Raw genomic sequence first — 24036 nt, forward strand, 5'->3', positions numbered from 1 at the left:
TCGCGCCAGTATTCATGCTAGCGCGTTCGTCAGAAAGGTCTGCTAGCATCGCCGCGCTCATGCCCGAGGCAGAGCGCTGTAACGTTCATGCTTTTTTTACGTTTGACCGTTTATCGTTCGCGCAACAGTTTGTAATACATATCAAGAGAGCCGTGCCATGAGCAGGTTCCAGCCGGGGGAATGATGGATCTTTGGACCGCTGCACAGGCGCTGATACTTGGGGTTGTAGAAGGGCTGACGGAGTTTTTGCCGATTTCCAGCACGGGTCATCAGATCATCGTTGCGGACCTGATCGGTTTTGGCGGCGAGCGCGCGATGGCGTTCAATATCATTATTCAGTTGGGGGCAATCCTGGCGGTGATGTGGGCGTTTCGTCGCAAGATCCTCGACGTGGTAATAGGCTTGCCAACGCGGCCCGAAGCGCGGCGTTTCACCGCCAACCTCATCGTCGGCGTGTTGCCGGCCATGGTCCTCGGCGTGTTGTTTTCCGATCTGATCCACGAATACCTGTTCAACCCGATCACAGTGGCCGTTGCACTGGTGGTCGGCGGCTTCATCATGCTCTGGGCCGAGCGCCGCGAGCATGCGATTCACGCCGAAACCGTGGATGAGATGACCTGGGTGGATGCGTTGAAGGTCGGCTTCGCGCAATGCCTGGCGATGATTCCGGGTACTTCGCGATCGGGCTCGACCATCATCGGCGGGCTGCTGTTTGGCCTGTCACGCAAAACCGCTACCGAGTTTTCGTTCTTTCTGGCGATGCCGACCATGATCGCGGCTTCGGTGTACTCGGGGTACAAATACCGCCACCTGTTCCAGCCCGATGATCTGCCGGTGTTCGCCATCGGCTTCATCGCCGCGTTCATCTTCGCCATGATCGCCGTTCGCGGCCTGCTCAAGTTCATTGCCACCCACAGCTACGACGTGTTCGCCTGGTACCGCATCGCCTTCGGTCTGCTGATTCTCGCGACCTGGCAATTCGGCTGGGTCGACTGGTCCAGTGTGCAGGGCTGATCTTCCGATGACTCAACGTTCCGAATCGCAACACCCGGGGCGCTCGGCCGCCGCCAAGCCTGTCGCCGTGCGCTTTCTGAAACTCAAGCTGCTGGCGATGCTGTTGCTGTGCGGCTTGCCGGTCTACGGCGTCGTCACCTACTGGACCCGCGGTGGCAGCTGGCTGCCGGCGGCGATCTACGGGCTGATGAGCGTTGTCGCCTTTGGGTTTTACGGCTGGGACAAGAAGCAGGCCCAGCGCGGCGGCCAGCGGACGCCGGAAAAGCTGCTGCACGTGAGCGAACTGCTGGGCGGGTGGCCGGGTGCGCTGCTGGCCCAGCAAGTGTTTCGCCACAAGACCCGCAAGTTTTCGTACCAGCTGGTGTTCTGGCTGATTGTGCTGCTGCACGAATTGTTCTGGATCGACCGGCTGCTGTTCGGCGGTCGCCTGATTTCGCGCCACTTGTATTGAATGGCTTGCAGAAACGCTGGATGGACCCGTTTACAGTTTCAACGCCACCTGGCGGCGCTTCGACAGCTTGCCGACTACTAACTGGTGGGAGCGGATCGGCGCTTCCTTTAGCTCGTCTTCGCCCATGGCGAACGGGTAGGTCAGGGTGATCCAGTGGGCGCGGGCCAGGTAAGGCGCAGGTCGCACGCCCGGACGGTCGACGTAGCCGAGGAACAGCTCGGCGCCGACCTTGAACGACAGGTCGTTTCCGGCCAGGCCCATCACCGCGAACATCTTGGTGTCGGCGATGGAGAACACCCTGACGCCGCCCCATTTGTAATCCTCCCGCGCGCCGGGAAGATTCAGGCAGAACGCGGCGACGTCTTCAATCTGCATCGGCATGTTCCTGAAGGGCGGTTAGGGGTATACGAGTGCGTGGGTTACCCATGGGCGCGACCTCCATTCGACGCCAGGTCCGCCAGAATCGGACAGTCCGGGCGGCGATCGCCCTGGCAGTGGCTGACCAGGTTCTGCAGGGTGTCACGCAGCCCGGCCAATTCCTCGATTTTCTGATTGAGTTCGGCGATGTGCTGGTGGGCCAGCGCCTTGACGTCGGCACTGGCACGGCCGCGGTCTTGCCACAGGGTCAGCAGTTTGCCGACCGCTTCCAGGGAAAACCCCAGATCCCGCGAGCGTTTGATGAACGCCAGGGTGTGCAGCTCGTCCGGGCCGTACAAGCGATAGCCGCTGTCGGTGCGGGCAGCGGCAGGGAGCAGGCCGATGGATTCGTAGTAGCGAATCATCTTGGCGCTGAGGCCGCTGCGTTTGGCGGCTTGTCCGATGTTCATGAAGCGTCTCCCGTGTCGTTGGGCTTGTCGTTGGGGGCGTCTATAGGTTCGTCGTTGGCTTGGTCTTTGGGTGTCCAGGTTTTCAACAGCAGGGCGTTGCTCACCACGCTGACGCTGGACAAGGCCATGGCTGCACCTGCCAGGACCGGATTGAGTAGACCGAACGCGGCCAGCGGAATGCCGATCAGGTTATAGACGAAGGCCCAGAAGAGGTTTTGCCGGATCTTTGCGTAGGTCTTGCGGCTGATGTCCAGCGCGGCCGGGATCAACCGCGGGTCGCCGCGCATCAGGGTGATGCCGGCGGCGTGCATGGCCACGTCCGTGCCGCCGCCCATGGCGATGCCGATGTCGGCAGCGGCCAGGGCAGGGGCGTCGTTGATGCCGTCACCGACCATCGCCACCACGCCGGTTTTTTTCAGGGCCACGACGGTGGCGGCTTTGTCGGCGGGCAGTATTTCGGCGTGCACGTCGTTGATGCCCAGCGCCTGCGCGACGACCCTGGCGCTGCCAAGATTGTCTCCCGTCAGCAGGTGACTGCTGATGTGCCGGGCGGTCAGTTGCGCGATGGCCTCAACGGCGCCGGGCTTGAGCGTGTCGCCGAAGGCAAACAAGCCGAGCACCTGACGCTGCGGGCTCAGTTCGATCAGCCAGGACAGCGTGCGGCCTTCGGCTTCCCAGGCCTGAGCCCGCCCGTACAGGTCGAGCCCGATCAAGTTGCTTTCTTGCAGCAAGCCGCTTTCTTGCAGCAGGCGCTGATTGCCCAGCGCCAGTTCGCGGCTGTCCAGGGTGCCGGCGATACCGCGTCCGGCCAGCGCGCGGCTGTTGCTGACGTCCCCCAGGTTCAGGCCACGTTCTGTGGTCACGTCCAGCACGGCTTTGGCCAACGGGTGTTCGCTGCCACGCTGCAGCGCACCGGCCAGTTGCAGGAGGGCGTTTTCATCAGCGTCGAAGGCGGCCATGTGGGCAATCCGCGGCGTGCCGGAGGTCAGCGTGCCGGTCTTGTCGAAGACCACCGTGGTGACTTCATGGGCGCGTTCAAGGGCTTCGGCGTCCTTGATCAAAATGCCGTGGCGGGCGGCCACGCCGGTGCCGGCCATGATCGCAGTCGGCGTGGCCAGCCCGAGGGCACAGGGGCAGGCGATGACCAACACGGTGACGGCGTTGATCACCGCGGCCTCCAGCGCCGCGCCGGCCATCAGCCAGCCGACCAGCGTCGCCAGGGCAATCAGCAGGACCACCGGCACGAACACCTGGCTGACCTTGTCGACCAGTTTCTGGATCGGCGCCTTGGCTGACTGCGCGTCTTCCACCAGGCGGATGATGCGCGCCAGCACGGTTTCTGCGCCCAGTGCCTGAGTGCTGATCAGCAGGCGGCCCTCGCCATTGATCGCGCCACCGGTGACCCTGTCGCCGGGTTGCTTGGGGACCGGCAGGCTCTCGCCGCTGATCAGGGCTTCGTCGGCGTGGCTCTGGCCTTCGATCACCTCGCCATCCACCGGGAAGCGCTCGCCGGGTTTTACTACCACCTGATCGCCGATGCTCAGTGTGCTGATGGCGACCTCCATGTCCTGGCCGTCCACCCGCTTGATCGCGCGTTCAGGGCGTAATCCCTCCAGCGCCCGAATTGCGCTGGCGGTCTGGCGCTTGGCGCTGCTTTCGAGGTATTTGCCGAGGAGGACCAGTGCGATCACCACCGCCGACGCCTCGAAATACAGGTGCGGCATCGTCCCGGGCGCAGCGCTCAGCCATTGGTAGATGCTCAGCCCATATCCGGCACTGGTGCCCAGCGCGACCAGCAAGTCCATGTTGCCGGAACCGGCGCGCACGGCTTTCCAGGCGGCGACGTAAAAGCGCGCGCCGAGGAGGAATTGTACGGGGGTGGCCAGGGCAAACTGCAACCACGCCGGCAGCATCCCGTGGACGCCGAACGGCTGCAGCAGCATTGGCACCACCAGCGGCAGCGCCAGGACAATGGCGAGTATCAGTTGCCAGCGCTCGGTGTTGTGGCGTTGGCGCTGGTCGGCCTGCTGGACGGCTGAATCCTGTTCGAGGCTGGCGCTGTAGCCAGCCTTGTCGACGGCCGCCACCAGCACGGCGGGGTCGATCTGCCCGCTTACTTCGACGTGGGCGCGTTCGTTGGCGAGGTTGACCGTGGCGACCTGGACGCCGGGCACTTTGCGCAACGCGCGCTCGACCCGGCCTGCGCAACTGGCGCAGGTCATGCCGGCGATAGGCAGATCGAATGTTGCGGGACTGGGCATCGTGGACACTCCGGTAAGTCGATTGCCAGTAAGGATCAACCTTGCCCTTCTGGCAAGGTCAAGGGGCGTGCCGGGATGTTTTTTCTGGCCGGATCGTTTGTCCGCCGCGGCGCAGGACAGCCCATTTGCAACCTGCGACAATCCCGGACCCTTTCGGCCAGGCGAGCGGCATACCGTGTACGACTTCAACGATTTGTACTACTTCGTGCAGGTGGTCGAGAACAAGGGGTTCGCCGCCGCCGCGCGCAAGATCGACGTACCGAAGACCAAGCTCAGCCGCCGCATCGCTCAACTGGAAGATCGGCTCGGGGTACGTCTGATCCAGCGCACCACGCGCAAGTTCACGGTGACCGAGGTGGGGCTGGATTACTACCGTCATTGCGTGGCGATGCTGGTGGAGGCCGATGCGGCGGAGAAGGTAGTCGAGCAGTCGAGGTCCGAACCCCAGGGCATCGTGCGCATCAGTTGCCCACCGGCGCTGGGTGCGATGGGGGTGAGCGACACGATCGTCAAGTTTATGGTGCTGCACCCGAAAGTGCAGGTTCAGGTGGAGAGCACGAACCGACGGGTGGATGTGTTGGGGGAGGGCTATGACATCGCGCTGAGGGTGCGTTTTCCGCCGCTGGAGGACGAGAATCTGGTGATGAAGGTGTTGGGCGAGAGCCATCAGCGGTTGGTGGTTCGTCCGTCGCTGCTGGAGGGTAAGGTGGTTCGAACGCCGCAGGAGTTGGTAGGGCTGCCGAGTATGGATCTGGCGCCGGCAAACCGTGAGCACCGTTGGGCGTTGATCGGGCCGGGTGGTGAGCGGATTGAGGTTGCTCATCAGCCACGCTTTGTGTCGTCGGATCTGGATGCGTTGCACCGGGCGGCGGTGGAGGGGGTGGGGGTGGTGCAGATGCCGGAGATTATGGTTCGGCATTCGTTGCATGAGGGGCGGCTGGTTGAGTTGTTGCCGGGGTTTCGGCCGCCAAGCGGGTTGATTCATGCGGTGTTTCCGTCTCGCCGGGGGTTGTTGCCGTCGGTGCGGGGGTTGGTGGATTTGCTGGCGGAGGATTTTGGGTTGAATGCGAAGGCGGATCGGGAGGCGTGTGAGCTGGCCGGCAAGCTGTAGGGGACTTAAGCTGTAGGGGACTGAGTTATTAAGCTGTAAGGGACTAGCTGTAGAGCTGTAGGGGACTGATTTATTTACAGCGCTTCACCGTAAATTAATCTGTCCCCGGGTTTTTCAAGATCAAGATCAAGATCAAGGTTCTTTAAAATCAAGAGCGTCTGCCTGGGGGCAGACTGTTTCGCCTTCGGCGAGTTACTTGGAAAAGCACCCCAAGTAACCAAAGGTGCTTGCTCCTGGTTGGGCCCGACTTCGTCGGGTTCCTTCACTCCGGTCTCGCTCCGTGGGCCCGCCGCCATCCGCCATCCATGGCGGGGGGCGGCTCTCGCGGCATCCATGCCGCTCGGCCCACTGCGCGAGACCTGCGTTCAGCCTGCACCCAAGTCGCGTTCTGCGGCGTCTGGCCTTTTTGTGTATGAAGATCAAGATCAAAAGCAGATCAACAGCTTCCCGGCTGAAGCCGGTCCTACTGACGGCTGCCGGGCTTTTGCTGGCTGACTCCATTCCTCTGTAGGAGCCGGCTTGCTGGCGAACGAGGTGAGTCATCCAAAATTGCATCGGCTAGATAGACGCGTTCGCCCGCAAGTCGGCTCCACAGTGTGAGTTATTGATCGTGCCCACGCTCTGCGCGGGTATGCATCCTGGGACGCTCTGCGTCCATTCCCGGCTAAAGCCGGATCTACTGACTGCACGCGGTGTTTGTAGGACCGGCTTTAGCCGGGAAGGGGCCGGTGTGAACACTATGAATGTCAGGCTTTTTAGCATTCTTTAAACCAGCATCGATGCTCCATCTTTGGATTGTCCTGTATGTGAGACGATCTAATGCATTTGCACCCTCTAATCACTTATTACCTCGCAAGGTAGGATGACGCCACTTGATCGCCAGGCGGCGATTCTCACCTTGGGAGCACTTTATGAAACTCTTGCACATCGATTCCAGCATCCTCGGCGATCACTCCGCTTCGCGTCAGTTGAGCCGCAGTGTTGTGGAGGCTTTCACCGCTTCTGCCCCGGACACTCAGGTGGTGTACAGCGATCTGGCGAATGAGCCACTCAGTCATTTCTCCGGCGCGACGCTGGCTGCTGCCGGGACGCCGGTGGAGGGCCGCGATGCGGCGCAGACGCTGGACGTGGAGACCAACGAAGCGAAGCTGGCGGAGTTTCTGTCGGCGGACGTGGTGGTCATCGGTGCGCCGATGTACAACTTCAGCATCCCGAGCCAGTTGAAGGCGTGGATCGACCGGATCTGTGTGGCCGGCCGCACGTTCCGTTACACCGAAGCGGGCCCGGAAGGTCTGTGCAAGGGCAAGAAGGTGATCGTCGTTTCGACCACTGGCGGCCTGCATCAGGGCCTACCGAGCGGCGTAGGCCATAATGACTTGCTCAAGGTGGTGTTCGATTTCATCGGCGTCACCGACCTGCAATTCGTTGTGGCCGAAGGCCTGGCTTATGGTGAGGAGCCGCGCGCCGCTGCCATGGCCGCCGCGCAAAAGAACATCAGCGAAACGCTGTTCGCCTGACCCGACCAACCCGCAGGGATACACGCGACCTTCCCGGTCGGTAAACCCTCAGCAGCCGAGGGGACGGATTGATTTACGGTGAAGCGCTGTAAATAAATCAGTCCCCCTCGGTTTGTCCCCTCGGCTTTTGAACTCGCAGGGATACACGCGACCTTCCCGGTCAGGTAAACCCTCGGCTTTGTCCCCCTCGGCTTTTGCGTCCTGTCATTCAGCCCCGCGACAGGCTTTATGAGATCTTTGCGCGTAATCTCGTTGCAGCACCGTAGAATGCCGGCCCAATCGGTCTGTTCTGCGTCAAACGGCGGCCGCTGTCTTTCATTCATCGAGCTTGGCCCGCCTTGTGCACCCTTGATCCTCAAACGTTTCGGAATGTTATCGAACCCCGCGGGTCAGATAGCGACAGACGCCGTTTTTACGGGCCCTCAGGCCTTGAGCGTCTGAATCGGCAGGGATGGATTGATAAGGTGAGGGGCATTGCAATGATGCGTCTTTGTGCAGTGATGATGATTAGCCTGCTGGGCAGCCTGTTTTCGGTGCAGGCCAGCGAGCTGCAGAGCTGGAGCGTGGGCTTTCACGAGCTGACGTTTCTCGATCCGCTGGATTCCCGGCCCATGCACGCCTATGCCTTTTACCCGTCCACCGACGATGAGCACGTCACCCGCGTTCAGGGGTATCCGATTGAAGCGTCGGAAGACGCCACCATTGCCATGGGTCGTTTCCCGCTGCTGATGCTGTCCCACGGCAACACCGGCACGCCGCTGGCGCAGCACGACCTCGCGACGTCATTGGCGCGCAAGGGCTTTGTCGTCGTGGCGGTGTTTCATCCGGGCGACAACTACATGGACCACAGCCGTCTGGGCAGCCTGAGCAATCTCTACGGTCGCCCGCTGCAAATCTCCGAAGCCATCAGTGCCGCGCTGATCGACCCGATGCTGTCGCCGTACATCAGCGCGCGTCGGGTGGGGGTGATCGGTTATTCGGCGGGCGGCGAAACGGCGTTGATTCTCGCCGGCGCCCAGCCTGATCTGCAGCGTCTGCGCCATTACTGCACCGAGCGCCCCCAGGACCGTGACGCCTGCAAAACCCAAGGCGAACTGGTGGCAGACCGTGACGACCTGCACGCCCAAGCCGATCCCCGCGTGGGGGCCTTGATGCTCATGGCGCCGCTGGGGTTGATGTTCGGTCGGCAGACCTTGGCTGAGGTGCACGTGCCGGTGTTGCTGTACAGCGGCGACGGCGACGAATTGCTCGCCATCGACAAGAACGCTGAAGCATTGGCCCGCAAGCTCCCCGATGTCTCGGATTTCAAGTTGTTTGCCGGCGCAGGACACTTTGTGTTCATGGCGCCCTGTGATGACGAGCAGCGAGCCACTCAACCGGGCCTGTGTACCGATGCCATCGGCGTCAACCGAGAAAGCATTCACCGCGACCTGAGCACCGAAGCCGTGCGCTTTTTCGGCACTGCGTTGGGTACGCCCCTCGGCACCGCCGGGATGCAGACCGCCGCCCATCGTGAATTTGATCCCGTCAGCAGCCTCGATCAATAACGCTGCGCGGAAAGCTCAGACCGACTCGCGCAGCTTAAGGGGCTTCTGAAGCGGGTGAGGCCCCCGCCGGTTTGCCCCGAATCACTTTGCCGCGCCGCTCGGCAATCTCCCGCGCCTGACCATCACGCTGCCCGCCGGTACGCGCCTCGCTGATCAATGCCGGAATCAACGGCCCCTCTGGCAAGTTCTTCCAGAACCTCGCCGGCAAATGACCCTGCATGACTTTCGGATTGAGCCGCGCCGGATTGAAGATGTGGCTGTAGTAGGTCAGCCACAGATTGCCGTGGGGATCATCGGCGTTGCGTGCCAGGGATTGCCACGCCTCCGGGCATTCAGGCTGATGAATCAGCTGCTTGCCGTCATAGAACACGCCGTCTTTGGGCGTTGCGATCATCCAGCGATGACGGCCCATGCGCCCGATGAAGTGCTCGCTGGCGGTGCGCAGAATGTCATGGGCGGGCTCGTGCCACGCGACGTATTCCGGCAGGCAAGACATCTCCAGCAACGCCGCCTTGGCCGCAACGTCTTCGGCATTGTCCATCACCGGCAGCGCCACGAAGCGCAGGAACGCGTGCAGGTGATGGGCTTCGCGGCTGACCTGTTTCAAGCGCCGGTGCAGTTCGCTGCCCAGTTTGTCGCCGGCCAGCATGGCCGTGCGATCACCGTGACTGACCCGCCAGAGCACTTCGTAGAGCAGCGTCCAGCGCTGGTCGCCGCAGAACTGCGCGGCGTTCTGCAGCAGTTCCAGCAATTCGAGGGGAATGCGCGCGCGAAACGGGCCGGGCTCGTCCGGGTAATCGGCGTCGCTGGCGAAGAGGTCGGCGTCCTGCTGCACGCTCCAGCTCACCTGGTCCGGGTTGATCTGGTGGCTCAGCAGCCAGCGCGCCTGCTGCCGCCAGGTGTCGAATGAGTCGGCGCAATCAAGAATGATCATCCCCACAGCGCCATCTGTTGCGGCTGCGGTTTGTCGCGCAGTTGCTCGCGTAAATCGATGCTCGAGCTCTCGGCCTGACGCGGATGGTAGTCGCTGGTAATGATGAACGGCTTGGCCTTGGCCAGCACACAGCGCAGCCGGGTCAGGTCTTCGTAACGAATGCGACGTTGGCGGCGCAGTTCGACCAGACGTTTGGTGGTGCGAATGCCGATGCCGGGGATTCGCGCGATCATCGCTGGCTCCGCGCGGTTGAGGTCCAGCGGGAAGATGTCGCGATGCTCCAGCGCCCAGGCGAGTTTCGGATCGATGTCCAGGGCCAGATGACCGGGGCCTTGCAGCAGTTCGTTCGCGCTGTAGCCATAGCTGCGCAGCAGGAAATCAGCCTGATACAAGCGGTGCTCGCGCATCAGTGGCGGCGCAGCGTGGGGCACGCTCTTCGGGCTGTTCGGAATCGGGCTGAACGCCGAGTAGTAGACGCGCTTGAGGCGGAAATCGCCGTACAGGGATTCGGCGGTGTGCAGGATGGTGCTGTCATCGGTTTCGTCAGCGCCCACAATCATCTGCGTGCTTTGCCCGGCGGGCGTGAATTTCGGCGCACGCGGCTCGTTGAGCACGGTCTGCTGACCGGTGTAAATGGTCTGCATGGCCTGCTTGATCGAGCCCATTTCCTTTTCCGGTGCCAGGGTTTGCAGGCCCAGCTGGGTGGGCAGCTCGATATTGACGCTGAGGCGATCGGCATAGCGACCGGCTTCTTCGATCAGCGCAGGGTCGGCTTCAGGGATGGTTTTGAGGTGGATGTAGCCACGGAATTCATGCTCTTCACGCAGCAGCTTGGCGACGCGGATCAGCTGTTCCATGGTGTAGTCCGCCGAGCGGATGATCCCGGAGCTGAGAAACAGGCCGCTGACGCAATTGCGGCGGTAGAAGTCCATGGTCAGGGTGACCACTTCTTCCGGGCTGAAACGTGCGCGCGGCACGTCGCTGGACCGGCGATTCACGCAGTACTGGCAGTCGTACAGGCAGAAGTTGGTGAGGAGGATTTTCAGCAGCGAGACACAGCGCCCGTCGGGGGTGTAGCTGTGGCAGATGCCCATGCCGGTGCTCGATCCGAGGCCGGATTTGCCTTCGGAACTGCGCTTGGGTGCGGCGCTGCTGGCGCAGGAGGCGTCGTACTTGGCGGCGTCGGCGAGGATGCTCAGCTTGTCGATCAGCTGCATGGATTTTCTCGATACTGTTTTTATGTACAGTATCGAGTTAGCCGGGGATGAACAAGGGCCGATCGGATGGATGGCCGGTCGATCAACTGATGCGCTGTACCAATTCCTTCAATTCGCCGAAATCTTTGACGCGATGAAAGTTGGCGTTGTCCATGAACGCCGAGAAATCCGTGTCGCCATAACCCGCCACTTGGGCGCCGGCGCCGAGTCCTGCTTCAACGCCCGGAATGCTGTCTTCCACCAGCAGACACTGATTGGGCGGCAGGCCCAGCAGTTCGGCGGCGTGTTCGATCAGGATCGGGGACGGTTTCCACGATTGCACTTCATAGGCGCTGACGATCAGGCCGTGGAACACGTCCAGCAGGCCGACCGTGCTCAGGCAGGTTTCGATCTTGCTGCGCGGGCCGTTGGACGCCACGCATTTGGGCAGCGAGAGGTTTCGCACGAATTCGACTGCGCCGGGCATTTCTTCGAGGCGTTCCTGCAGCAGCGGCAGGGTGCGCGCGCGGAATTCGGGTTCGATTTCGTCGCTTGGCAGCCATGGATAATCGCGGCACAGGCCTTCCAGGCACAGCGCAAACTGCACGCCACGAAAGCGTTGCAGCACTTCGTCGACGCTCAGCAACACTTGATGCTTGTTGAGGATGTCGCGCAGCAGGCCGGCGGCCAGCCGTTCGCTGTCAACCAGGGTTCCGTCGCAGTCAAAAATGACGCCGGCAATATTCAAACAGGGCTCTCCTTCTCTCTCGATCGGGCTTTCTCGACCGGAATGCGTGTTCAGGTGTCTGGAATGCGGGTAGGGGCAATTCGACCGGCATTATCCAGAAAAGTTGGCGTCGATGTTCAGTCACTGACTTACGGTACGGCGCACCCAGTCCACGGGGAAGGTGTGCAGGAGGGCTAACCGCCATGGGAGCAGGCCGACGGTTCCATCGTCGGGCCTGCGCGTGACGCATCGGTTACAGCTCGACCGGGGTGACCAGCGTGCCCTTGTCGAAATGACCACTGACGTTAGCGAACACCAGATCAGCCATGGCCTGGCGGGTTTCGTAGGTCCCCGAGCCGATGTGCGGCGTGAGCACCACATTGTCCAGCTTCCACAGCTCGGCGGGCACGTTGGGCTCGTCTTCGAACACATCGAGGCCGGCCCCGGCGATTTCCGAGGCCATCAGCGAGGCGACCAGGGCCTTCTCGTCGACGACGCTGCCGCGGGCGACGTTGATCAGGAATGACTTGGGACCGAGGGCTCGAAGCACGTCGGCGTCGATCAGGTGTTGGGTGTCCGGCCCGCCCGGGACGATGACGATCAGGTAGTCCGAGTCCTGGGCCAGGTCCCGAAGGTCACCGTAGTGCCGGTAGGGCACATCGTCGTAGGCGCGGCCACGGCGGAAGTAGGCGATGTTCATTTCGAACGCGGCGGCGCGCTTGGCGATGGTCTTGCCGATCTTGCCCAGGCCGACGATGCCGCAGGTCTTGCCGCACAGGTCATTGCCGAGGGGGAACTTGCCGTTGGGCCACTGACCGGCCCGCACGAAGCGCTCGGCTTCGCTGATGCGGCGGGACACGCAGAGCATCAGCGCCATGGCGGTTTCGGCGACAGCGTTATTGAGGACCTCGGGCGTGTTGCTCAGCTTGATACCACGGCGCGCCAGATACTCGGTGTCCACCGCGTCGTAGCCGACGCCAAAGCTGCTGACCACTTCCAGGTTCGGCAGCCGATCGAGAACGGCATTGTCGGTGCCGAACACACCGCTGGTGACGACGCCGCGCACCTTGGCCCCGTGTTGGCTGGCCCAGGCGTCGATGTCGTGGATGTCGGCGAGTTTGTGCACGCTGTAATCGCGCTCAAGGTGGTGCATCAGCGAGGCATGCATCGGACCCCAGACCAGAATGTCGGCTTTCTTGTCGCTCATTGTTTTCTCCTTCATCAGGCCAGATAAGCTTCGGTATTCAGCACCTCGGCATAGGCGAAGCCCAGTGCGGACATGAACGCGGCGTGGACCTGGGCGGCCGGCACTACATCGCCATTGAACTCCAGGTCACGACTGGCGCAGGCGTCATGAATCACTTTCACGGTGTAGCCGAGGTCCGCCGCCGCTCGGGTGGTGGCGTCGATGCACATGTGGCTCATGGAGCCGATGATCACCAGGTGCTCGATGCCTTTTTCTTCAAGCAGCGCCTGCAGCCCGGTGTCGCGGAACGAATTGGGGAAGTGCTTGAGCACCACCGGCTCGTGCTCAAGGTTCAGGACTTTGGGGTGCAGCCTGGCGCCCTCGGAACCAGGCGTGAAGAAGGGCGCGTCGGCACCGGACTCATGGCGGATGAAGACGATCAGATCCCCGGCGTCGCGGGCCGCCTGAACCACCTTGACGGCGTTGTCCGCGGCGGCGTCGGCGCCAACCAGCGGCCATTTACCGCCAGGGAAGTAGTCGTTCTGGATATCAACTACGATGAGCGCTGTGCTGGACATTCGGGCTTCCTTCTTGGAGGGGTGGGTGGTTGAGAGTAATACCTACCCGAGAACTGAACCACTGCCGCTGCACAGACTGAACGCGATACTGGCAGTAGGACCGGCTTCACCCGGGAACAGGCCGGTGTGCACAACTTCGATTTTGCAGTGTAATGATTGACGCCTTCCCGGCTAAAGCCAGTCCCACCGGTTGTGCGGTCCTGCTGGCACACGGCCTGTTTGAATCAGCAGCGCTTCCCGCTGTCCATACCGCGCCACCCCGTTTGAGTAACCACCGAGAAGTCATGACCGTGAATGGAATCAGCCGCCACCTCCACGCCCTAGCCAGCCTGATCCTGCTGACGCTGCTGGTCGGTTGCAGCTCGCAACGCCATCAGGAACCCGCGCCGGATCCCTCGGTGGTACGCAGTGAAATCGTGCGGCTCTTGCCCGCCCGCGTCGCCGACCGCCAAGGCTGGGCCCAGGACATTCAACGCGCGTTTGACGTGCAGAAGATCAACCCCAGCGTTGAGAACCTCTGTTCCGTGCTGGCCGTGACCGAGCAGGAATCCAACTTTCAGGTCGACCCGGCCGTTCCGGGAATGGGCAAAATCGCCCAGGACGAAATCGACCGTCGCGCCAGCAAGGCGCACATCCCCAATCTGCTGGTGCGCAGCGCCCTGGACATCCGCTCCTCGACCGGCAAAACCTTTAACGAACGCCTCAGCGCCGCCCGCACTGAAAAAGACCTGAGCGCCATTTTCGATGACTTCATCGGCATGGTCCCGCTGGGTCGTACATTGTTCGGCAACTTCAACCCGGTCCATACCGCCGGGCCCATGCAGGTCAGCATCGAATTCGCCGAGCGGCAGGCCCGGGATTATCCGTATCCGGTCGAGGGCTCGATTCGCCATGAAGTGTTCAGCCGTCGAGGTGGCATGTACTTCGGCATCGCCCATCTGCTCGGTTATCCGGTCAGCTACGACAGACCGCTGTATCGCTTCGCCGACTTTAACGCCGGCTGGTACGCCAGCCGCAATGCCGCGTTCCAGAGTGCGGTGGCGCGTGTGTCCGGCAAGCGTCTGGCCCTGGACGGCGACCTGATCAGCTACGGTTTCGGCCCGGCGCTTGGGCAGACCGAACTGGCGGTGCGCAGCCTTTACCCCAAGCTGGACATGCGCAACACGACCATCCGCAGCCAGCTGGAGAAGGGCGAAACACTGGCCTTCGAAGAGACCGAGCTGTACGGGAAGATTTTTGCCATGGCCGACGAGGCCGCCGGCAAACCGCTGCCACGGGCTATTTTGCCGGGCATCGTGCTGGAAAGTCCCAAGATCACCCGCAAGCTGACCACGGCCTGGTTTGCGCAGCGGGTGGAAGAACGGCGAGTTCGCTGCATGGCGCGGGCGTCCGGGTCTTTGAAGTGAGGCTACGATTGCTGAAAGCTTCCCGGCTAAAGCCGGTCCCATATTCAATTTGCAGGAGGCATCCTCGTGAGCCGTGACATCGAAACACCGATCATCATTACCAGCAGCAACCCGGCTGCCGAGGAGCAGGCAGCGAGTGATCAGGTCGCCGACGCCATGCTGTTCGGATCACCCAAAGACCGGCTGAATTTTTACCGCAAGGAAATCCAGTACGAGACGGCCATTCTGTCCAACCGCACCAACGCCTACCTGTCCGCGCAATCGTTTCTGGTGATCGCCTTCGCCTCGTCGATGGCCAACCTCAATCCGGAGTGGGGCAAGATGTTCACCCTGGTGGTGCCGCCTTTTCTGACGTTGCTCGGGCTGATCAGCTCCATGCACGCCTGGCCGGGCATTCGCGCGGCGTACGAAATCATCGATCACTGGCATTTCAAGCAGGCCCAGTTGCTTAGCAGCCAGCCGGCCATGGGCCTGGCGTACGACGACTCGCCGCTGTTCAGCGAACACGAGTCCAGCGAGAAGGGCTATCGCAAGTCGCTTATGTTTTCCATGCGCACGCCGTGGCTGTTCACCGTGTTCTGGTTTTTGCTGGGGGCGTTTTCGATCTACGTGCAGGTCGTCGACAGCGTTTTCTAAGTCCGCAAGGACCACGCCGATAAAGAAACAAAGAAAGCGGGGTGATGTTACCTTGACACCTAGTCGCGGCAGGCGTATCTCGTCTGCCCGGTGCACGCCCGCTGCGGCGGCTGCAATCCCAGGGTCAGACAGCTTCTTGGTCCACACCTTGCAACAACCTGCCGCGCAACGTTCTGCGCCGTTTTTTTGACCCTTTCGCGTATTTCACAGGCCTGCTCACGTCGACTAATTCTAATTCTCGACCTGCACTCACTGGAGCCACCCTCATGGCAGCATTGCAACAAATCACCGTAGACGCGCTCAAGCGCTCCGAATCCCAGCTGGCCGTTCAATGGCACGCCGATCTGGAAGCCAGCGGCGCGACGCGCAATCTCAAGCCCGAGGAAATCCGCCAGCAAGTTGCCGACTTCCTGCGCCTGCTGACGTCGACGCTGGAGAAGGGTGGCTCCGCCAACATCACCACCACCGAGTGGGATGACGTTCGCCACTTTCTGGAAAAACTGTCCAGTCAGCGCGCGTTGGCCGGTCAGGATTCCCAGCAGACCGCCAGTTTCATCTTCGCCCTCAAGGGCCCGCTCTTCACCCAACTGCAAAATGCCTTCGCTGATCAGCCGTTGCTGATTGCCGAGCAAGTGCTGCAGATGTCGGAGCTGCTCGATGGTCTGGGCCTGCACACCATCCGCACCTATCAGAAGTCCCGTGAAGCGGTGATCAAGCGTCAGCAGGAAGAACTGCTCGAGCTGTCCACGCCGGTGGTCAAACTGTGGGACGGCGTTCTGGCGCTGCCGATGATCGGCACGCTGGATTCGCAACGCACCCAGGTGGTCATGGAATCGCTGTTGCAGCGCATCGTCGACACCGGCGCTGAAATCGCCATCATCGACATCACCGGTGTGCCGACGGTCGATACCCTGGTCGCCCAGCATTTGCTCAAAACCGTGACCGCGATCCGCCTGATGGGCGCCGATTGCATCATCAGCGGCGTGCGTCCGCAGATTGCCCAGACCATCGTGCACCTGGGTCTGGACCTGCAAGGCGTCGTGACCAAAGCCAATCTGGCCGATGCCCTCGCACTGGCCCTGCGCCGTCTGGGCGTCACCCTCACCAAGGCGGTATGAGCCCATGGAGCGCATCCCGATTTTGCAGATGGGCGACTTTCTGCTCGTCACCATCCAGGTGGACATGCATGACCAACTGGCCCTGACGCTGCAGGACGACCTGTCCGAACGCATCAGCCGCACCTCGGCCCGCGGCGTGCTGATCGACATCTCCGCGCTGGACATGGTGGATTCGTTCATTGGCCGCATGATCGGCATGATCTCCGGCCTGTCGCGGATCATGGACGCCGAGACCGTGCTGGTCGGCATGCAGCCTGCGGTGGCGATCACCCTGGTCGAACTGGGCATGACCCTGCCCGGCGTCAGCACAGCGCTGAACGTCGAGCGCGGCATGAAACTGCTGCGCGAGCGAGCCTACTCCCAATGACCGTGCGCAGCAGCGGCACTCAACCCATTCGCATCGAGCAGGATGTCGTGCTGGCCCGGCAGACCGCGCGCAAGCTGGCCCAGGAATGCGGCATGCGCCTGATCGACCTGACCAAACTGGTCACAGCGGTCAGCGAGCTGGCGCGCAACACCATGGTCTATGGCGGCGGCGGTGACATGGACTGGGAGATTGTCGAGGACGGCCTGCGCGTTGGCCTGCGTCTTACCTTTCGTGACGAAGGCCCCGGCATCCCTGACCTCAAGCTGGCGATGACCGACGGCTGGACCTCCGGCGGCGGCCTGGGCCTGGGCCTGACCGGTGCCAAGCGCCTGGTGGACGATTTCGAGCTGGACACCGCGCCCGGCGCCGGCACCCGCGTGACGATCTGTAAATGGACCTGAACCTGCACAGCCACCTGACCCAGGTCTTGTCGGTGGAGGACGTCAGTCAGGTCGGTCACGCCCGACGCACGACCCAGAAGCTGGCCGAACAGGCAGGCTTCGACGAGGCCGATTGCGGCCGGGTGGCGCTGGTCGTCACTGAACTGGCGAGCAACATCCTCAAGCATGCGCAGAGCGGTGAGCTGCACGTGCGCGCGCTGCCGGGCGACGTTTCGGGTGCAGCGGCAGGCGTTGAGGTGATCGCAATCGACCGGGGCAAGGGGTTCGACGTGCAGAACTGCATGGCCGATGGCTTCTCCACCCGTGGCACCCAGGGCATTGGCCTGGGTTCGGTGCTGCGTCAGGCGCAAGTCTTCGACGTGCACAGCGACCCCCGTGGCAGCGTGCTGCTGGCGCGCTTCTTCCCGCGCAAAAGCGTGGTGAAGGACCTGCGCATGGGCATCGCGCAACATTCGCTGCACGATGACCCGGCCTGCGGCGATGTCTGGGAAGTCGCGATCAAGGGCCAGCAGGTCTCGATCATGATGATCGATGGCCTGGGACACGGCCCGGAAGCCGAAAACGCCGGCATGGCGGGCGCCCGCGCGTTCATTCGCAACCCCTTTGCCGACCCCGGGGTGCTGCTGGATGACTTGCACTTCGACATGCGCGGCAGCCGTGGCGGTGCCGCTGCGCTGGCGCAGTTCGATGGCGCGACGGGCCAGCTGCGCTTCATCGGTATCGGCAATATCGGTGCGTCGCTGATCGGCCAGGACAAAACCCGCGGCATCCCCTCGCACCCCGGCATCGTCGGCCTGCAGTACCGCAAGACTGCGCCGATCGATTACACCGAGTGCACCGGGCAGTTGTTGATCATGTTCAGTGATGGCCTGCAATCGCGTTGGAATCTTCGCGACTATCCAGGTCTGATGTACCGACACCCGGCGGTGATTGCAGCGGTATTGCAGCGTGATTACAACCGGGGCAGGGACGATGTAACGGTCTTGGTAATGGCTCTGGAGACGCTCGATGACTGACAACAATGCCCGCGAGACCCCTGAGGGCTCAGCCGGGGTCGAAATCGAGACCCGGCGCGAGCTGGAACGCTTGCGCGCTGAAACTGACTCGCTGCGTGCCGAACTCGATGAAACCAATCAGGGCGTGCTTGCGCTGTACGCCGAGCTTGAAGATCAGGCCGACCAGCTGCGCGAGGCGTCGGACCTGAAGAGCCGTTTTCTGTCGTACATGAGCCATGAGTTCCGCACGCCCCTGGGCTCGATCCTCAGCATCGCCAGCCTGCTGTCCGACGAGCTGGACGGTCCGCTGGGTGCGGAACAGCACAAGCAGGTGGCGTTCATCAGTACGGCGGCCCGCGAATTGAGCGACATGGTTGACGACCTCCTTGACCTGGCGAAGATCGAAGCGGGGCGGATCAGCATTTCGCCGGCGTGGTTCGACATGTTCGATCTGTTTTCGGCACTGCGTGGCATGTTCCGGCCCATCGTCGACACCTCCGCCGTGGACCTGATCTTCGAAGAGCCGGTGGGCCTGCCACGGCTCTATACCGATGACCAGAAGCTCGCGCAGATCCTGCGCAACTTCATTTCAAATTCCCTGAAATTTACCCAGCGCGGTGAAGTGCGCGTGTCGGCGCGGCTGGAGTCGGAGGACTCGATTCGCTTTGCCGTGACTGACACCGGCATCGGCATTCCCCAGGAACTCCATGGCGCGCTGTTCGAAGACTTCATTCAGGTCGACTCGCCGCTGCAAAAACGCCTGCGCGGAACAGGGTTGGGCTTGTCCCTGTGCAAACGCTTCGCCGAATTGCTCGGTGGCCGCGTCGGTGTGGACAGCGAGCCCGGTGTGGGCTCGACATTCTATGTGGTGATTCCGCTGGCGCTGACTCAGGAGCCTGCCGATGAAGCCTGAAACCCGGCTGCTGATCGTCGATGACAACACCGCGACCCGCTATGCCCTGCGTCGCCGCCTGGAGCGTCAGGGTTTCGTGGTGTCGGAGGCGGGCACCGGCACCGAAGGACTCGCGCTGCTTGAAGAGCGCTTGCCGGACGCGTTGATTCTCGACGTCAACCTGCCCGACATGAGCGGCTTCGACATTGTCCGCCAGCTCCGCGCTGCACCACGGACGGCCCTTTTGCCGGTGGTGCATGTGTCGGCCGCATCGATTCAGACCGGCGATATCGTCACCGGACTGGAAGCGGGCGCCGACGCCTATCTGGTGCACCCGGTGGACCCCGACGTGCTGCTGGCGACACTGCGCACGCTGTTGCGGGTGCGTGACACCGAGCACGCCCTGCGCGACAGCGAAGAACGCTTTCGCGAGATTTTCGCTAACGTCTCGGCCCCGATCGCGGTCATGGACGGCAACCTGAAAGTCCACGAAGCCAACCACGCCTTTGCTCAGTTGCTCGGGCAGGACGCCGGGGACCATTCGGTGCTGCGCAGCTTCAGTGAAGATCAGGGCTCTGCGCTGGACGGGCTGCGTGAGGCGCTGGCGACGGGCGAGCGCTGGATGGGCACCCTGAGCATGCGGGTCAAGGGCGAACTGCGCGAGACCGAGTGGCAGGTTTCGCCGTACCGGGTCACCGGCATGAGCCTGGTGTTCATCGAAGACGTGACCGAGCACCGCCGCCGCGAACAGTCGCATTTGCAGCAGCTGGACTCGGTCAACAGTCGGCTCGCCCACGAAGTGGCCGAGCGTGCGCGGACCGAAGAGCAATTGCTGCAGGCGCAGAAAATGGACGCCATCGGCAAGCTCACCGGCGGCATCGCCCACGATTTCAATAACCTGTTGACCGGCATCGTCACCGGCCTTGAGCTGGTCAAGAAGCGCACCGAAGACGGCCGCACGGAAAAGGTTCTGGTCTACGCCGATGCCGCACTGGCCTCGGCAAAAAGCGCGTCGGCGCTGACCCACCGTCTGCTGGCCTTCGCTCGCCAGCAGCCCCTCGACACCCGCGCGTCAGACGTCAATCAGTACGTGCGCTCCCTTGAGGACTTGCTCGGCCGCACCATCGGCAAGGGCATCTCCCTGACCCTTGAGCTGACCTCGCGCAGCGCTGTGGCCATGGTCGACGCAGGCCAGCTGGAAAGCGCCTTGCTCAATCTGGTGATCAATGCCCGTGACGCCATGCCGGCGGGCGGCAATATCTGGATCAGCACCTTCGAAACCTATTCCCAGGGCCATTCGCGCATGGCGGATGGTGCCTACATTGCCCTGACCGTGCGCGATGATGGCGTCGGCATCGAGCACCACCTGATCGACAAGGTGTTCGACCCGTTTTTCACCACCAAGCCCATCGGCCAGGGCACCGGCCTGGGCCTGTCGACGATCTACGGTTTCGCCCGGCAGTCGGGGGGCGACGTGCAGATTCGCAGCGTCGTCGGCCACGGCACCGAAGTGACCCTGATGCTGCCGGCGGCAGACGTACAGAGCGTCGAACCTCAGCAGCCCGCTGCCGTGGCGGCGCCGGGGGCAGGGGAGCATGTGCTGATCGTCGAAGACACGGCGTCGGTGCGCATGTTCGTCAATGAAGTGCTCACCGATGCCGGGTACCGCTGCACCCCGGTGGCGGATGTCACCACGGCACTGTCGTGTCTGGAAAGCGACGCCACCATCGACCTGCTGCTGACCGATGTCGGAATGCCTGAGATGAACGGTCGCGAGGTCGCGCAGCGGGGGCGTGTCTGGCGTCCGGACCTGCCGGTGCTGTTCATGACCGGCTATGCGGAGAACGCCCTCAATCGGCAGGATTTCCTGGGCGAACGGATGGATATGGTCCTGAAACCTTTCCACTTGGCGGATTTTTTGTCGAAAGTGCGCGCGATGCTCGATTCCTGACGCGAATGGGTGGGTTTTTTTGGCGTAAACACCCAATTCGGAGTATTTGACCGGGCCGGTTTTTGTTACCGTGAGCGCCATTCCCACCCGTGCCACCCCCCGGGGCACATATTGCCGACGCCGTTTGCCCAAACGCTGAAGGTTGAAGGAGCCAAACCTTGACCCTCACCGACGATTTCCTCCAGAGCGCGATAGACAAGTGCGCCCAGGAACCGATCCAGATCCCCGGAAGCATTCAGCCCCAGGGCTTTTTGCTGGTCATCAATGAAGCGGCCTCGACGGTCATTCAGGTCAGCGCCAATGTCAGTGACTGGCTTGGCCTTGATCCACAGTCGTTGATTGGCGTGGCGCTTTCCAATGTGTTCGCCGAACACGAATTGCTGCTCGAGCGCTTGCGGGCGCTGCCGGATGAAGAGCAAAACCCCTTTCACCTGGGTGAAGTGCGCTTTCTGCAGGGCTCAAGAGCCGGTCAGCCGATGACCATGATGGTGCATCGTCATGATCAGGTGCTGATGGCCGAGTTCGAGCCGGCCGGCGACATGAGCACCGCCTATGGCAATGTGTACCCGCTGATTCGCGGGTTCATCAGCCAGATGAGCGTTGACGAAAGCATTGAAGCGCTGTGCCAGCGTTCGGTGGCCGAGGTCAAGCGCATCACCGGTTTCGGCCGGATTCTTGCCTACCACTTCGACGCCGACGGCAACGGCCTGGTCAACGCCGAAGTGGCTGATCAGGGTTATGAGAGCATGCTTGGCCTGAGCTTCCCGGCGTCCGACATACCGGCCCAGGCTCGAAGGATGTACCTGGCCAACCGGATCCGTGTGATCGAAGACGTCGACTACCAGGCATCGCCGCTGATACCCGCTTACAACCCGTTGACGGGCGCGCCGCTGGACATGACCTTCGCCACGTTGCGCAGCGTATCCCCCGTGCATCTGCAGTACATGCGCAACATGCAGACGATGGCCTCGATGTCGATCTCCATCGTGGTGCGCGGGCAGTTATGGGGCTTGATTTCCTGCCACCACGCCACGCCGCGGCGGGTCAGCTTCCAGACCCGCACGGCGTGTGAGTTGCTGGGCAGCGTCTTGTCCCTGCAGCTCGAGAGCAAGGAAGCCCACGCCGACAACCAGCGCATGCTCAGCCTGCGTCGGCAGATCGTGCAGATGCTCGCGGCGATGGCCGACCTCGACAGCGTGACCGGCGGCCTGCGCGCCATGCCCGACGTGTTGCTGGGTTTTGTCGGTGCGAGCGGGGCGGCGGTGATTTCCGGCGCCAGCGTCGATGTCTACGGCGAAACCCCCGAGCGCGAACAGATCGTCAAGCTCGCCGGCTGGTTGAGCGGTCGCGATCCCCACGAGGTCTTCCGCTCCGACAACGTTAGTCGCGACATCCCCGAGCTGCCGGTGCTGGCCAAATCGGTCAGCGGTGTGCTGGCGACGGCGATCTCCGAGCTGCATTCCAACTTCATTATCTGGTTCCGCCCCGAGCAGACCCGTGTCGTGAACTGGGCCGGCAAACTGGAAAAAAGTGTCACCCCGAGCGGTTCGCTGAGCCCACGCCACAGCTTCGCCTTGTGGCAGCAGACGGTGCGTGGGTTTTCCCGGCCCTGGGACGACATGGATTGCGAGGCCGTGGGCGAGCTGCGTGCGGCGGTGCTGGGCATCGTCCTGCGCAAGGCTGAAGAAATGGCTGCCCTGGCCGATGAGTTGAAGAAATCCAATAAAGAGCTCGAAGCATTTTCCTACAGCGTGTCCCACGATTTGCGCGCGCCGTTGCGCCACATTGCCGGCTACGCTGAGTTGTTGAGCGACATTGAAGGCAGCAAGCTGTCCGACCGAGGCGTCCGCTTCCTCGAAAACATCAGTGATTCGGCGCGGTTCGCCGGTACGCTGGTGGACAACCTGTTGAGCTTTTCGCAGATGGGCCGGTCGGCGATGCGCTTTTCCGACGTCGACCTCAATGCCATGGTCGAGTCGATTCGCCGGGAAATGCTGCCCGATTACGAAGGCCGCGCGCTGGAGTGGAAAGTCCTAGAGTCGTTGCCCGTGGTGATCGCCGACGCCGCCTTTCTCCACCTGGCGATGCGCAACCTGCTGTCCAACGCGATCAAGTACACCCGTAAACAGGACCCGGCCGTGATCGAGGTGGGCAGTTACGAGGAAGACGACAGGATCGTGGTCTACATCCGTGACAACGGCGTGGGCTTCGACATGGCCTACGCCAGCAAGCTGTTTGGCGTGTTCCAGCGCTTGCATCGCATGGAGGAATTCGAAGGCACCGGCATTGGCCTGGCCAGTGTCCGCCGGATTATCGAACGCCATGACGGCACCGTGTGGGCCCATAGCCAGCTGGGCCATGGCGCCACTTTTTACTTTGCGCTGCCCAAGCGCGGTTTGACCGTAACTCTTTGAGTGTCGAAGGAGACGCCCAGTGCTAAAGCCCATTCTTCTGGTGGAAGACAACCCCAACGACCTCGAGCTCACGCTCGTCGCCCTTGAACGCAGCCAGTTGGCCAATGAAGTGATCGTGCTGCGCGACGGTGCCGAAGCCCTTGATTACCTGCTGCGCCGCAACCACCATCATGATCGTGTGGTCGGCAATCCGGCGGTGATGCTGCTGGACCTGAAACTGCCGAAAGTCGATGGCCTTGAAGTGCTCAAGCTCATTCGCGAAACCGAGGAACTGCGCAGCATTCCCGTGGTGATGCTGACGTCTTCGCGCGAAGAACCCGACCTGGATCGCGCCTATTCGCTGGGTGTGAACGCTTACGTGGTCAAACCGGTCGAATTCAAGGAATTCGTCTCGGCGATCTCGGACCTTGGCGTGTTCTGGGCAGTATTGAACGAGCCACCACCGGGTTCCCTGCGACTCGCACGCCGCCCGGGCTCCTGAATCCGGCTTCTGCTGGCCTGCGTAAA

Annotated in this window: 23 protein-coding genes; 15 read left to right on the plus strand and 8 right to left on the minus strand. The window is 62.2% G+C overall.

All coding sequences use genetic code 11. The annotated features are described in order from the left end of the window. Nucleotides 1–183 precede the first annotated feature (183 nt). Both SLW75_RS08610 and SLW75_RS08615 read left to right on the plus strand, forming a co-directional pair. Entirely contained in the window at nucleotides 184–1014 is an 831-nt protein-coding gene (locus SLW75_RS08610) for an undecaprenyl-diphosphate phosphatase (protein WP_410934379.1), read from the plus strand. A 7-nt stretch (nucleotides 1015–1021) separates the two neighbouring features. Next, on the plus strand, nucleotides 1022–1465 hold the full coding sequence (locus SLW75_RS08615; RefSeq protein WP_410929062.1) for a DUF1294 domain-containing protein: 444 nt from the start codon (nucleotides 1022–1024) through the stop codon (nucleotides 1463–1465). 30 nt (nucleotides 1466–1495) lie between these two features. Here the strand turns inward: SLW75_RS08615 and SLW75_RS08620 are convergent, their stop codons facing one another. Genes SLW75_RS08620 through SLW75_RS08630 form a run of 3 tightly spaced genes read right to left on the minus strand, consistent with a single transcriptional unit; the run spans nucleotide 1496 to nucleotide 4553 of the window. Then, a complete protein-coding gene (locus SLW75_RS08620) occupies nucleotides 1496–1840 on the minus strand; it encodes an MmcQ/YjbR family DNA-binding protein (RefSeq protein ID WP_410934174.1) in 345 nt (114 codons plus the stop codon). Nucleotides 1841–1884: 44 nt separating this feature from the next. After that, complete coding sequence (gene cueR, locus SLW75_RS08625) at nucleotides 1885–2292, minus strand: Cu(I)-responsive transcriptional regulator (protein ID WP_065991439.1); 408 nt, start codon at nucleotides 2290–2292, stop codon at nucleotides 1885–1887. Beyond that, the gene (locus tag SLW75_RS08630) at nucleotides 2289–4553 is read right to left on the minus strand and encodes a heavy metal translocating P-type ATPase (protein ID WP_410934175.1); all 2265 of its coding nucleotides are present in this window, start codon (nucleotides 4551–4553) and stop codon (nucleotides 2289–2291) included. The genes cueR and SLW75_RS08630 overlap by 4 nt, the downstream gene beginning before the upstream one ends. Before the next feature lie 175 nt (nucleotides 4554–4728). On the opposite strand from SLW75_RS08630, the gene SLW75_RS08635 reads away from it, so the two are divergent. From SLW75_RS08635 to SLW75_RS08645, 3 genes are all read left to right on the plus strand, one after another. Beyond that, on the plus strand, nucleotides 4729–5664 hold the full coding sequence (locus SLW75_RS08635) for a LysR substrate-binding domain-containing protein (RefSeq protein WP_369320080.1): 936 nt from the start codon (nucleotides 4729–4731) through the stop codon (nucleotides 5662–5664). Nucleotides 5665–6575: 911 nt separating this feature from the next. Then, nucleotides 6576–7181 carry an FMN-dependent NADH-azoreductase gene (locus SLW75_RS08640; RefSeq protein ID WP_410934176.1) on the plus strand — a complete coding sequence of 202 codons (606 nt, stop codon included), beginning with the start codon at nucleotides 6576–6578 and terminating at the stop codon, nucleotides 7179–7181. A 479-nt stretch (nucleotides 7182–7660) separates the two neighbouring features. Further along, the gene (locus tag SLW75_RS08645) at nucleotides 7661–8728 is read left to right on the plus strand and encodes an alpha/beta hydrolase family protein (RefSeq protein ID WP_296308940.1); all 1068 of its coding nucleotides are present in this window, start codon (nucleotides 7661–7663) and stop codon (nucleotides 8726–8728) included. A 34-nt stretch (nucleotides 8729–8762) separates the two neighbouring features. Here the strand turns inward: SLW75_RS08645 and SLW75_RS08650 are convergent, their stop codons facing one another. The 5 genes from SLW75_RS08650 to SLW75_RS08670 form a co-directional block, all read right to left on the minus strand. Continuing rightward, a complete protein-coding gene (locus SLW75_RS08650) occupies nucleotides 8763–9662 on the minus strand; it encodes a TIGR03915 family putative DNA repair protein (RefSeq protein WP_410934177.1) in 900 nt (299 codons plus the stop codon). Further along, nucleotides 9659–10879, minus strand: a complete 1221-nt coding sequence (locus SLW75_RS08655; protein ID WP_065991445.1) for a putative DNA modification/repair radical SAM protein — start codon at nucleotides 10877–10879, stop codon at nucleotides 9659–9661. The genes SLW75_RS08650 and SLW75_RS08655 overlap by 4 nt, the downstream gene beginning before the upstream one ends. A gap of 82 nt (nucleotides 10880–10961) precedes the next feature. Beyond that, nucleotides 10962–11606, minus strand: coding sequence for an HAD family hydrolase (locus SLW75_RS08660; protein WP_065991446.1), 645 nt, complete (start codon nucleotides 11604–11606; stop codon nucleotides 10962–10964). Between the two features lie 232 nt (nucleotides 11607–11838). Next, entirely contained in the window at nucleotides 11839–12792 is a 954-nt protein-coding gene (locus SLW75_RS08665; protein WP_065991447.1) for a 2-hydroxyacid dehydrogenase, read from the minus strand. Nucleotides 12793–12806: 14 nt separating this feature from the next. Next, the gene (locus tag SLW75_RS08670) at nucleotides 12807–13349 is read right to left on the minus strand and encodes a cysteine hydrolase family protein (RefSeq protein ID WP_065991448.1); all 543 of its coding nucleotides are present in this window, start codon (nucleotides 13347–13349) and stop codon (nucleotides 12807–12809) included. 284 nt (nucleotides 13350–13633) lie between these two features. Between SLW75_RS08670 and SLW75_RS08675 the strand changes: the two genes are divergently transcribed. The 10 genes from SLW75_RS08675 (at nucleotide 13634) to SLW75_RS08720 (ending at nucleotide 24010) form a co-directional block, all read left to right on the plus strand. Then, a complete protein-coding gene (locus tag SLW75_RS08675; RefSeq protein WP_296308949.1) occupies nucleotides 13634–14755 on the plus strand; it encodes a DUF1615 domain-containing protein in 1122 nt (373 codons plus the stop codon). A 156-nt stretch (nucleotides 14756–14911) separates the two neighbouring features. After that, nucleotides 14912–15391: a hypothetical protein gene (locus SLW75_RS08680; RefSeq protein ID WP_065991732.1), complete on the plus strand. Its 480-nt coding sequence runs from the start codon at nucleotides 14912–14914 to the stop codon at nucleotides 15389–15391. A 266-nt stretch (nucleotides 15392–15657) separates the two neighbouring features. After that, entirely contained in the window at nucleotides 15658–16509 is an 852-nt protein-coding gene (locus tag SLW75_RS08685; protein ID WP_065991450.1) for an STAS domain-containing protein, read from the plus strand. Nucleotides 16510–16513: 4 nt separating this feature from the next. Next, complete coding sequence (locus SLW75_RS08690) at nucleotides 16514–16876, plus strand: STAS domain-containing protein (protein WP_037010489.1); 363 nt, start codon at nucleotides 16514–16516, stop codon at nucleotides 16874–16876. Next, entirely contained in the window at nucleotides 16873–17277 is a 405-nt protein-coding gene (locus SLW75_RS08695) for an anti-sigma regulatory factor (RefSeq protein WP_065991451.1), read from the plus strand. Before SLW75_RS08690 ends, SLW75_RS08695 begins: the two co-directional genes overlap by 4 nt. Further along, a complete protein-coding gene (locus SLW75_RS08700; RefSeq protein ID WP_410929070.1) occupies nucleotides 17268–18293 on the plus strand; it encodes an ATP-binding protein in 1026 nt (341 codons plus the stop codon). Before SLW75_RS08695 ends, SLW75_RS08700 begins: the two co-directional genes overlap by 10 nt. Then, complete coding sequence (locus SLW75_RS08705; protein ID WP_083233199.1) at nucleotides 18286–19185, plus strand: sensor histidine kinase; 900 nt, start codon at nucleotides 18286–18288, stop codon at nucleotides 19183–19185. Before SLW75_RS08700 ends, SLW75_RS08705 begins: the two co-directional genes overlap by 8 nt. After that, a complete protein-coding gene (locus SLW75_RS08710; protein ID WP_369320074.1) occupies nucleotides 19175–21115 on the plus strand; it encodes a response regulator in 1941 nt (646 codons plus the stop codon). Before SLW75_RS08705 ends, SLW75_RS08710 begins: the two co-directional genes overlap by 11 nt. A 158-nt stretch (nucleotides 21116–21273) precedes the next feature. Next, complete coding sequence (locus SLW75_RS08715) at nucleotides 21274–23529, plus strand: ATP-binding protein (protein WP_410934178.1); 2256 nt, start codon at nucleotides 21274–21276, stop codon at nucleotides 23527–23529. 19 nt (nucleotides 23530–23548) lie between these two features. Continuing rightward, entirely contained in the window at nucleotides 23549–24010 is a 462-nt protein-coding gene (locus SLW75_RS08720) for a response regulator (protein ID WP_065991454.1), read from the plus strand. Nucleotides 24011–24036 lie beyond the last annotated feature (26 nt).

This window comes from Pseudomonas sp. W5-01 (assembly GCF_046540435.1).
GTDB classification, from domain to species: Bacteria; Pseudomonadota; Gammaproteobacteria; order Pseudomonadales; family Pseudomonadaceae; genus Aquipseudomonas; species Aquipseudomonas graminis_B.

Coding starts and splice junctions, on each gene's coding strand:
- SLW75_RS08610 (WP_410934379.1), top strand. CDS start 184: ATGGATCTTTGGACCGCTGCACAGGCGCTGATACTTGGGGTTGTAGAA.
- SLW75_RS08615 (WP_410929062.1), top strand. CDS start 1,022: ATGACTCAACGTTCCGAATCGCAACACCCGGGGCGCTCGGCCGCCGCC.
- SLW75_RS08620 (WP_410934174.1), bottom strand. CDS start 1,840: ATGCAGATTGAAGACGTCGCCGCGTTCTGCCTGAATCTTCCCGGCGCG.
- cueR (WP_065991439.1), bottom strand. CDS start 2,292: ATGAACATCGGACAAGCCGCCAAACGCAGCGGCCTCAGCGCCAAGATG.
- SLW75_RS08630 (WP_410934175.1), bottom strand. CDS start 4,553: ATGCCCAGTCCCGCAACATTCGATCTGCCTATCGCCGGCATGACCTGC.
- SLW75_RS08640 (WP_410934176.1), top strand. CDS start 6,576: ATGAAACTCTTGCACATCGATTCCAGCATCCTCGGCGATCACTCCGCT.
- SLW75_RS08645 (WP_296308940.1), top strand. CDS start 7,661: ATGATGCGTCTTTGTGCAGTGATGATGATTAGCCTGCTGGGCAGCCTG.
- SLW75_RS08650 (WP_410934177.1), bottom strand. CDS start 9,662: ATGATCATTCTTGATTGCGCCGACTCATTCGACACCTGGCGGCAGCAG.
- SLW75_RS08655 (WP_065991445.1), bottom strand. CDS start 10,879: ATGCAGCTGATCGACAAGCTGAGCATCCTCGCCGACGCCGCCAAGTAC.
- SLW75_RS08665 (WP_065991447.1), bottom strand. CDS start 12,792: ATGAGCGACAAGAAAGCCGACATTCTGGTCTGGGGTCCGATGCATGCC.
- SLW75_RS08670 (WP_065991448.1), bottom strand. CDS start 13,349: ATGTCCAGCACAGCGCTCATCGTAGTTGATATCCAGAACGACTACTTC.
- SLW75_RS08675 (WP_296308949.1), top strand. CDS start 13,634: ATGACCGTGAATGGAATCAGCCGCCACCTCCACGCCCTAGCCAGCCTG.
- SLW75_RS08680 (WP_065991732.1), top strand. CDS start 14,912: ATGCTGTTCGGATCACCCAAAGACCGGCTGAATTTTTACCGCAAGGAA.
- SLW75_RS08685 (WP_065991450.1), top strand. CDS start 15,658: ATGGCAGCATTGCAACAAATCACCGTAGACGCGCTCAAGCGCTCCGAA.
- SLW75_RS08690 (WP_037010489.1), top strand. CDS start 16,514: ATGGAGCGCATCCCGATTTTGCAGATGGGCGACTTTCTGCTCGTCACC.
- SLW75_RS08695 (WP_065991451.1), top strand. CDS start 16,873: ATGACCGTGCGCAGCAGCGGCACTCAACCCATTCGCATCGAGCAGGAT.
- SLW75_RS08700 (WP_410929070.1), top strand. CDS start 17,268: ATGGACCTGAACCTGCACAGCCACCTGACCCAGGTCTTGTCGGTGGAG.
- SLW75_RS08705 (WP_083233199.1), top strand. CDS start 18,286: ATGACTGACAACAATGCCCGCGAGACCCCTGAGGGCTCAGCCGGGGTC.
- SLW75_RS08710 (WP_369320074.1), top strand. CDS start 19,175: ATGAAGCCTGAAACCCGGCTGCTGATCGTCGATGACAACACCGCGACC.